Genomic DNA, 8679 nt, shown 5'->3' with positions numbered 1-8679 from the left:
CGGCAGGAGCTATCGCCCGAAACGAAGCTGTCAGGGCGTCCAAATATCTTGGACGGGCACTCTGGCGAAAGTTGACCGGCTATCACCGCCGAAGTCGCGCAGAGACGAAGATGCACTGCCTCAAACTCCTGGGCCAAGGCCTCATGGCCCGAGACTTCGACCGGCAGGTCGCTGAGCTACAGATCCGGATCGCGGTGCTCAACCGCTACACCGCTCTTGGCATACCCATCACAGAGCCCGTAGGATGAGTCTGTCCGCGGAAAGGGGAAGTGCGTTCAGACCCCGATTTGTGCAACAAAGCCCCGACGGTAGGTCCTCAGCCAGCAGATCATGAAACGCCCGGGGGTAATTCAACCGCAATCACACCAAAACCACATGACATCACACCAGACCAGTTCTTTGGCAATGAACCCATGCCAGGATGGGGTGGCGACGACCTTTGGATGACACCAGATAGATTTGATTTGGATCAGGATGGCATTCCATCCCCGTTTTGATCGGTATGACCAAAACGGGGATGGAATCTTAAACTGGGAAGATGATCTCGACGGCGATGGGTTCATTGAACCAGATCATGAAGAAGCACCTGCAACTATTCCAATGGTGGACTATGACCCCGGATCTTACGGTGATAGCGGTCTGCCTTGGGACAGCCCATTTACAAATCCTTCTCCTACGCCACTGGTCATTGACCTAGATGGGGATGGGATCGAATTGATTTCACTCCAGGACTCATCAGCTCGGTTCGATTTAGACGAAAACGGGTTCGCAGAAACGACTGCTTGGGTTGGTCGCGATGATGGTCTTTTGACCTACGACGTCAACGGGAATGGAGTGATTGACGACAAGTCGGAGTTGTTTGGTGATAGCGGCTCATTCCAAGACGGCTTTGCATCACTTGCCAGCCTGGATGACAACGGAGATGGAAAGATCAATGCGTTGGATAGTGCATTTTCCAGCCTCACAATCTGGCGCGATGAAAATAGTGACGGCTATTCGGATACGAATGAATTGTATAGTCTAGAGACCGCGGGGCTCCTGGAAATTGACCTCAACGCCACGGGCGTAAATGAGCAAAATGCTGGCAATCAGGTAATTTATCGCAGCGACGTTTCTTGGAGCGATGGAACTTCAACCGCAATAGAAGATGTTCTGTTCGAAACGGACCAAAGCAACAGCTCGTACATTCTGCCAGACAACTTTCAGTTTAATCCCATTGCTTTCGATCACCCAGTAATTTTTGGTCTAGGGAATGTTGCGTCTAGCTGGGTACGACTAAGCGAAGACCCAACACTCCTGACGCAATCGACATCACTTCTACAACTCCTGGAAGCGGGTGACGTTGATGGTTTCTTAACAGAATTCCGGTCATTTCTTTTTGCCTGGGCAGGCGTTTCGACCGTAGATGAGACGGGCAGAGGAGATCACATTGACGGCAGAGACCTCGCATTTATGGAGAGTATCTATGGTGTAGGGTTTCAGCAGTTGGATAGGTCAACTGGTTCTTATATATCAAATCCCACCTTGCGAGTGGCTCAACAAATCTCAGAACAGTTTGATAAGATAGTTGCCGAACAAGCTTTCTTGTATATGGCGCAATCTCCGATTTCAACTACCTACCACGATGCGGCTGGGTCTGGCATGGAAGGGGTCAATCATCCACTACATGCGCTGGGGCAGCTAGCGCTAGAACTGTCACCTGCCAACCGTGACCTCAGTGGAGATGCTACAAAAGCAATAAAACAGCTTATTGAAGCAAACTTGGACGGTCGGCTGACGGACGCAAACTTTGTTCAAGTTTTGGAAGTGTATGGCAAAGGTATATCCCCCAATCAACAGCAGTTCTTCGACGAATTAGATATCGTTCTAACAGAGTTGGACTCTGCTTCACAAATTGTCGCCGTTAGTCTGTTTGACGATGTTGAAGGGTATTCGTCGCCTGGAATTGTGCAGGGAACAAGCAATGATGACAACCTGACGGCAACAGGAACAAGGACACTCCTGCAAGGCCTTGAAGGGGATGATGTTTTGAATGGCTCCGGGCATTCCGATATTTTGGTCGGCGGGCAAGGCAATGATCTACTTCTAGGTGGAGATGGTAACAACTTTCTAACTGGAGGTTTCGGCAACGACACCCTGGTCGGGGGCAAAGGATCCGACTCATACTTCTTCAGCACTGGCGAAGGCAACGACACCATCGCCGAGAGCTATGCGCATGTGCAGGAGAATGACCGGCTGGTCTTTGGCGAAGGCATCACGGCTGATGATCTCTATGCCATCAACACCCACACGGGTGGCAATGCCGGAGTCTATGATCTGAAAATTGGTCTGAAGACCGGAGATGGCACGATCACCATTCTCGATGTCGGCCATGATCATCGGGATGCGAATTATCAGCACATCAACGAGTTTGTGTTCTCGGACGGCACAACAATGACCTGGAACGAGTTCCGGGTTGCCACCCTTGGCACAGCCGGCGACGACCACTTCGACGGCTCCGGGGTTGACGATGATTATGTGTTCCGGGGCGACGAAGGCAACGACACCATTGCTGAGAGCTATGCGCATGTGCAGGAGAATGACCGGCTGGTCTTTGGCGAGGGCATCACCGCCGCTGATCTTTTCGCCATCAACACCCACACGGGTGGAAATGCGGGGGTCTATGACCTGACCATTGGTCTGAAGAACGGCGATGGTACGATCACCATTCTCGATGTCGGCAATGATCATCCGAATGCTGAAGAGCAGCATATCAACGAGTTCGTCTTCTCTGATGGCACGGTGATGACGCGCAATGAATTCAGAGTTGCAACAATGGGCACTGCCGGAGACGACCATTTCGACGGTACTGGCGAAAGCGATGACTATGTGTTCCGGGGCGGCGAAGGCAACGACACCATTGCTGAGAGCTATGCGCATGTGCATGAGATTGACCGGCTGGTCTTTGGCGAAGGGATCACAGCCGCTGATCTCTATGCGATCAACACACATACGGATGGCAATGCTGGGATCTATGACCTGACCATCGGTCTGAAGACTGGGGATGGCACCATTACCATTCTCGATGTCGGCAATGATCATCCGAATGCTGAACAGCAGCTAATCAACGAGTTCGTCTTCTCTGATGGCACGGTGATGACGCGCAATGAATTCAGAGTTGCAACAATGGGCACTGCCGGAGACGACCATTTCGACGGTACTGGCGAAAGCGATGACTATGTGTTCCGGGGCGGCGAAGGCAACGACACCATTGCTGAGAGCTATGCGCATGTGCATGAGATTGACCGGCTGGTCTTTGGCGAAGGGATAGATCAGGCAGATGTCTTCAGCTTTCGCTCCGATATGAACGGTGACGGCGTTGATGATCTGGTGATTGGTGTGGAAGGCATGACGGGATCAATGACGGTCTTGAGTGCTTACGCCAACTCAAATCCGGAACTGCATCAGCTTGACGAGTTTGTGTTTGCAGATGGAACTACGCTAGATCAGGCGAATTTCCTGGCCGCGACATTCGATCAGGAACAGGAAAACAGTTTCCTGGTTTGAGTGGAAACGTGAGCCTAAAAACAGGGGGCCTGTTGGCCCCCAATTTGCTTCACGCTTTGACGCTGGTTTTACGATCCTATCAACCTCACTTGAGGGCGACGACATTATGCAGACGATGATAAGGCGCATTCCGGACCAACGCATCAACATCGATGTCGGCCTTACGAGGTTTCGTCCTTAGTGCCATAGCGATACCACCCAACGCCAAGACGCTGACGCCGGCACCTGCAAGAGACAGGATCACTTCTGTACTCAAACCTTCAAGCATCTTACGATCTCCTTTGTGAGCAATATATGTGTTTTCACCGACATTTCCACCGATTCATGCGAACGGGGCTATTTGCCCTTGATCTGCTCGATAACCCGTTCGGTTTGTTCAACTGCGCGACGCGCTGCCCTGGTGCGCTTCTTTAGCTTTGAGCGACCCAAGGATGTTGCACCACCTGCGACGATCCCGGCCCCTATTGCTAAAACTGCCCACCCGCCGGTCATGACGCTTGTGACGGTAAATCCGATGCCAGCTAGTAAACCGCCCCCTGCAACCCTTTGGCTCCATACCCCGTAAACTGCGTCATTGTCCTCCAGGGTCTCCAAGGTGTCCTTCAGGCGGTCCAATCGTGACGAGACCAGCTCGGCAAGAACTGCTGGCAATTGAGAGTTATTCGGGTTCGCCAAAACGGAAACAAGCCGGGCGCGCTCGGTTTCGTCTTCGCACACCTCATCCACCAACCGGTCCAGCTCTTCACGGCTAATCGTGTCGTCGGAATCTACGTCCAGGGCATATGCCAACAGCGCCAGCGCCTTGCCTTGCGGGTAGGGATTGGAGGCGTTATTCATGTTTCGTCACAGCTTTGAGCCATTTCTAGTGGCCGCAGCGATTTTCTTATCCGTATTGTACTGGCTCAATGAGTACACTGCCCAAATTGCCGCTGGAATCCAACCGATCAGTGTCAGCTGCAGCAGCAAACAAAAAATTCCTTGGATCGGCCTCTTGATCGTAAAAAACACCACAAAGGGTAGTAAAATAGCCAGTAACAATCTCATGTTCTTAGTTCCGATGTTTTCGTCAAAGGTATAGGCCGCTGCGAATGCTAAGCAACTATAGTTTCACCACCTCTGAACAGCGGCGACAACCGATTAATGAGTTCATTAGGTGACAGCCGATGCGCCAGGTCGGCCAGTTCCCGCTCTGTTTTCGGATTGATCGGCGCGATGTTGAGCAAACTACCAAGGTTGCCTGCCAGATCAGGTGCTTTGATCGTCTCCATCACAGCAGTCAGTTTCCGATCCTCTTGCGACACTTCCTCAACCGGCGTCTCGCTTGGGTCTTCAAAGAACCCATAAGGGCCGAGCTGTCGTGCCTCACCAGCAAACCCGTGAAGCTGTGCAATGGCGGCTCAGGGCTCTTGTGAACCGTCCGAACTCGTCGCAGAGAATAACCGCAAAGAGCCCAATACCGACGTTTCTTCGCAACTCTACAAAGACCACTGAGAACGGCTGAGCAAAAGGCACACCTCCCCCGTACACCTCAAAACTGTGATATTTAGAGCCCATTGCGGGTCGTGCCCGCCTACTCAGTTAGTCGCGGTCGCGGTCGAGCCAACGGGCGATAACTCACACAACACTATCCGGACGAAGCGAACGTCCGATTTGCTCATTCAATTTCGGCTTTCGATACGTATTAGGTAATCACTGACTATTTCTTCCCAGAGAGTTGGCTGGAACATCAACCAATGGCCTCTATTGTGGCCTGGAACAGACACGACATGAACTTCACTCTCAGCGCCCATCTCTTCCATTGCTGCAAGATTCGATAGCGAATGCTCAATGCTATAAAACGCGTCGTCCTCGCCATAGACTGACAACACCTGACCATCAAAAGTGCCGATCCGCCGAAAGAGAATAGGATTGATTTCGGGGTCTCCGAAACGTTCTCCCATCCATCCTCCAACGAAGTTAATCACACCGGCAGCGTTTCCTGGATCGTCCCCGGCTTGCATGAGGGCAACAACGCCTCCGCGCGAGAAGCCTGAAAGAAGGACRGGTTCCAAACTCACATTGGGTCGCTGCTGCAACGCTCGCAGCGCAGCGTTTGCATCTACCAAAGCGCGTTCTGCCCCTGCCAACGATATTTGCGTGTCCGGCGAATATCCTTGCGACCGATCGTCAGCAAASCCCTCATCGTACAAACCATCAGAGCCACCCCGACCACGACGCTGAGGGAATGCAACGATCCAACCGTGGGCGTTCAGAACATCTGCAAGCCAATCGTTGGCAAAGAACCGATTAAAAGCTTGTGGATCAGTCCCGTAGCCCGTTGACCCGTGATGAACGAGAGCCAGCGGGAACGGTCCRTCACCAACAGGCGCATAGACCGCGACCGCAAGCTCAACTTTCGAACTGTYTTCTTGCAGTTCGGTTGCAAGGAATTCGCGCGTACCGAGCTCGAACCACTCGCTTGTCGGCGCTGCCAGAACAGCCGTGAGAGTTTGTCGCTCCAAAATGGCAAAACGATCCTCAGTCGGATAGATACCGCGCAACCGTCCGGTAGCTGAAATTGAGTATCGCGCAGCGAAGTCGCTATCGGTAAAAACCAGAGTGTCGCCGTCCAATCGCGCTTGGCTGCGGAACCAACTACCACTGCCATGATGGCCGCGCCCCACTGAATAGATGACACTGAATAGCCCGTCTTCGTCCTGGCTTTCCACGACGAGAATGTGACTTCTCCAAGTGTCCCATCTTCCCGTCCAAACCCCGAGGAACGGGGAATTATCCTGGGCGGTGATTTCGATATCGTCGGGCAGGGGAGCATCACCCACGAGGATTGATTCCTGTGCCAATGACTGACTGGTCAGAATGAAAAGCGTGGCGATGGCAAAGATGATGCGCATGGCTGGTTTCCGAATGTCGCGGCTTGATACAAGGCGATACCAATAGAGCACAGAATGTGGGCACGGATATACATTAAGTGTTCGAATCAACGAAACTGACATTCGCCATCTTGCAGAAATTCGGGACTATGGGCTCGTTGCAGACCTCGGAGCAGACGCAGCACAAGCCCCTGCCCCTTTTCCACGACCTATCCAGGGCCATTGCGGACATTCGTGCGTTCGGTGACATTTCTACAAAAGTCGATGGCTGGCTTGCCGAAAAGCACCGTTACAATCCAACCACACCCGATCAGCATGGCTGGATTGCGGTTTCGTTAGCCATTCCCCCTTGGCGCTGCGGCCTGCATAGGCGCAGCTGCGCGTTTGAACCAGCCCCCGCCACTTCGGGGCTCTCCGTACCAGTTCTCGTTGCGGGTCAGGTACATGGTGCCCGCCAACGCTCCGAAGGCCAGCGTAGATCCAGCCAACAACGCGTAATCTGCGCTACGTAGGATCAAGTAGAGCACTGCATAAAGCAGGATTAACGTGCAACCCAACACCAGTGAACGGCGTCCTAGCTTGAGCCCCATGAAGCCGAACATAGTCAACAGAAGAATTGTTGCGCCCGCCGACAGTGTGTAAGCTCTGGCAAAACCAATCTGCTCGGAATAGGCAACCATCAGTAACACAAAGGTCGACTGGGCCAAGCCAATGAAGATGTACTGTACCGGATGGGTTCCCCGTCCTGACCGATCTTCGATCAGCAACACGGTCAGGAAGGTCAAGGCAATGAACAAGATGCAGTAGCGCGCTGCGCGATAGGCCTTATGGTAGAAGTCGTTTGGCCTAAAGAAATCTACCCCAAAGGCGGTCTGGTAACGTGCTTCACGATCAGCATTGAAACGCGAGATTTGAGGCACCGTTCGCGCCAGATGCGGGATCAACCATGTCGCGTCGAAACCGTCCTCGCGTACTTCGCGGGTGTCGGGCAGGAACGTCCCTGTGAAGCTGGGGTGCGGCCAATCGCTTTGCATCTGCACTGACGTGTTTCGCCCAACCGGAGTGACTTGGAAACTGCCAGCCCCGTTAAAGCCTAGCTTCATTTGGAACTCATTGATGTTGCGCGGATCACCAAGTGCCGCGACAATCCCCGCACTGTCTCCATCTATCAACGGTTCCATCGGCACCACGCGCCCATCCGCCATCAGGTCGGCCCTGCCGCGAAGAGCTTTGTTGGACTTTAAAGTTACCCGCAGCTCTGCATGATCCCACAGGATCTTTTCGTCGGGTTGAACGCTCTTTGCCATCGCCTCGAAGTCAAAAGTCGCGCGCACATCCGTCTCGGCTACAAAAACCGGAACCTTGAAGATACCACGCGCTCGCTCTTCGGATGTCGTGGTCAGGTTTAGGTCGAAGTCTTCGGGATAGGCATAAACCGAGTCCTTGCGTTGGACTTCTGTGACCTCGAAGTCCTCTTGTCGTATGACTTCCTTGTCGTTCACGATAGCCACCACATCGCGCTTTTCTATGCGGGTGACTGGCCCCTCCACCGGGATCGCAATCTGCGGCCCCGACAGCAACTGCTGCCCGCCCCATTCGCCACTCAGCGAATTGACGGTGCTACGACTATATTGCGCCCGCGAGTTGATCACCTCGCCGGCTAAGAAGACTGGTATGAACATTAGGACGGTCAGAACCCCAACTATCATAAATCGAAAACCGATAGATTTCATATGAAGCAACCCCTCTCGTTATGGTTACGAGCGGTCAAACCATACGATTTTGCAGAACATGCGCGGGAGACGTGCAGGATCTGTGCAGACGGCCCAAAGCCGCCGTCCGACCAGATGTTCCGATGCTGCAGCTGCAGTCCGCTTTGCGGTCATTCGCTGCAAGCGCAAAACCTGCACGAGGCTGAACTCACACATCACGGACTTGGACGAAACCGCTCTCGCGGTATTGGCGCTTGTGGCGAGTGATGCACACTAAATGGACGCTACGATTTTGTAGATGGGCGCGCCTGTCTGACGATTGGGACCTTCTCAATCTGATGACAGGAGGTTCCGATGACGGACCAGTATGTGCCTGCGCTGCGCCAGCGTTTTCTCGAAGACATGCGGATCAAGGGGCTGCAGCCCAAGACGCAGACGATGTACCTGCGGGCGATGCGCGACTTCACGCGGTTTCTCGGGCACTCGCCGGACACAGCGACACCGGAAGAGCTCAGGGCGTTCCAACTTGACATGAAGGAGCGGAGTGTGGG

9 protein-coding genes and 1 pseudogene are annotated in these 8679 nt (G+C 53.3%); 4 read left to right on the top strand and 6 right to left on the bottom strand.

Annotated features, from left to right (window positions below):
* The 3 genes and pseudogenes from D9K61_RS07620 to D9K61_RS27745 all read left to right on the top strand — a co-directional run.
* Nucleotides 1-248 (top strand): annotated as a pseudogene (locus tag D9K61_RS07620) (IS5/IS1182 family transposase); the annotation flags it as partial.
* A 21-nt stretch (nt 249-269) separates the two neighbouring features.
* Entirely contained in the window at nt 270-497 is a 228-nt protein-coding gene (locus tag D9K61_RS27270; RefSeq protein ID WP_216825767.1) for a hypothetical protein, read from the top strand.
* A gap of 103 nt (nt 498-600) precedes the next feature.
* Nucleotides 601-3546: a calcium-binding protein gene (locus D9K61_RS27745; protein ID WP_305794196.1), complete on the top strand. Its 2946-nt coding sequence runs from the start codon at nt 601-603 to the stop codon at nt 3544-3546.
* Nucleotides 3547-3631: 85 nt separating this feature from the next.
* On the opposite strand, the gene D9K61_RS07610 is transcribed toward D9K61_RS27745, so the two are convergent.
* The 6 genes from D9K61_RS07610 to creD form a co-directional block, all read right to left on the bottom strand.
* Nucleotides 3632-3814 (bottom strand): hypothetical protein, encoded by a 183-nt coding sequence (locus D9K61_RS07610; protein ID WP_120632659.1) that lies wholly within the window; start codon nt 3812-3814, stop codon nt 3632-3634.
* 68 nt (nt 3815-3882) lie between these two features.
* Entirely contained in the window at nt 3883-4383 is a 501-nt protein-coding gene (locus D9K61_RS07605; RefSeq protein ID WP_120632658.1) for a hypothetical protein, read from the bottom strand.
* A gap of 6 nt (nt 4384-4389) precedes the next feature.
* Nucleotides 4390-4590 carry a YqaE/Pmp3 family membrane protein gene (locus D9K61_RS07600; protein WP_120632657.1) on the bottom strand — a complete coding sequence of 67 codons (201 nt, stop codon included), beginning with the start codon at nt 4588-4590 and terminating at the stop codon, nt 4390-4392.
* A gap of 47 nt (nt 4591-4637) precedes the next feature.
* Complete coding sequence (locus D9K61_RS07595) at nt 4638-4814, bottom strand: hypothetical protein (protein WP_162946796.1); 177 nt, start codon at nt 4812-4814, stop codon at nt 4638-4640.
* Nucleotides 4815-5204: 390 nt separating this feature from the next.
* On the bottom strand, nt 5205-6437 hold the full coding sequence (locus D9K61_RS07590) for a S9 family peptidase (protein ID WP_120632655.1): 1233 nt from the start codon (nt 6435-6437) through the stop codon (nt 5205-5207).
* A 314-nt stretch (nt 6438-6751) separates the two neighbouring features.
* A complete protein-coding gene (gene creD, locus D9K61_RS07585; protein ID WP_120632654.1) occupies nt 6752-8149 on the bottom strand; it encodes a cell envelope integrity protein CreD in 1398 nt (465 codons plus the stop codon).
* Nucleotides 8150-8482: 333 nt separating this feature from the next.
* Between creD and D9K61_RS07580 the strand changes: the two genes are divergently transcribed.
* The coding region (locus tag D9K61_RS07580) for a phage integrase N-terminal SAM-like domain-containing protein (RefSeq protein WP_162946795.1) at nt 8483-8679 on the top strand (197 nt) is incomplete at its 3' end.

Origin of the sequence: Ruegeria sp. EL01 (assembly GCF_900313035.1) — a bacterium.
GTDB lineage: Bacteria > Pseudomonadota > Alphaproteobacteria > Rhodobacterales > Rhodobacteraceae > Ruegeria.
The sequence above is the reverse complement of the archived record's forward strand: the minus strand, read 5'-3'. Positions and strand labels throughout refer to the sequence as shown.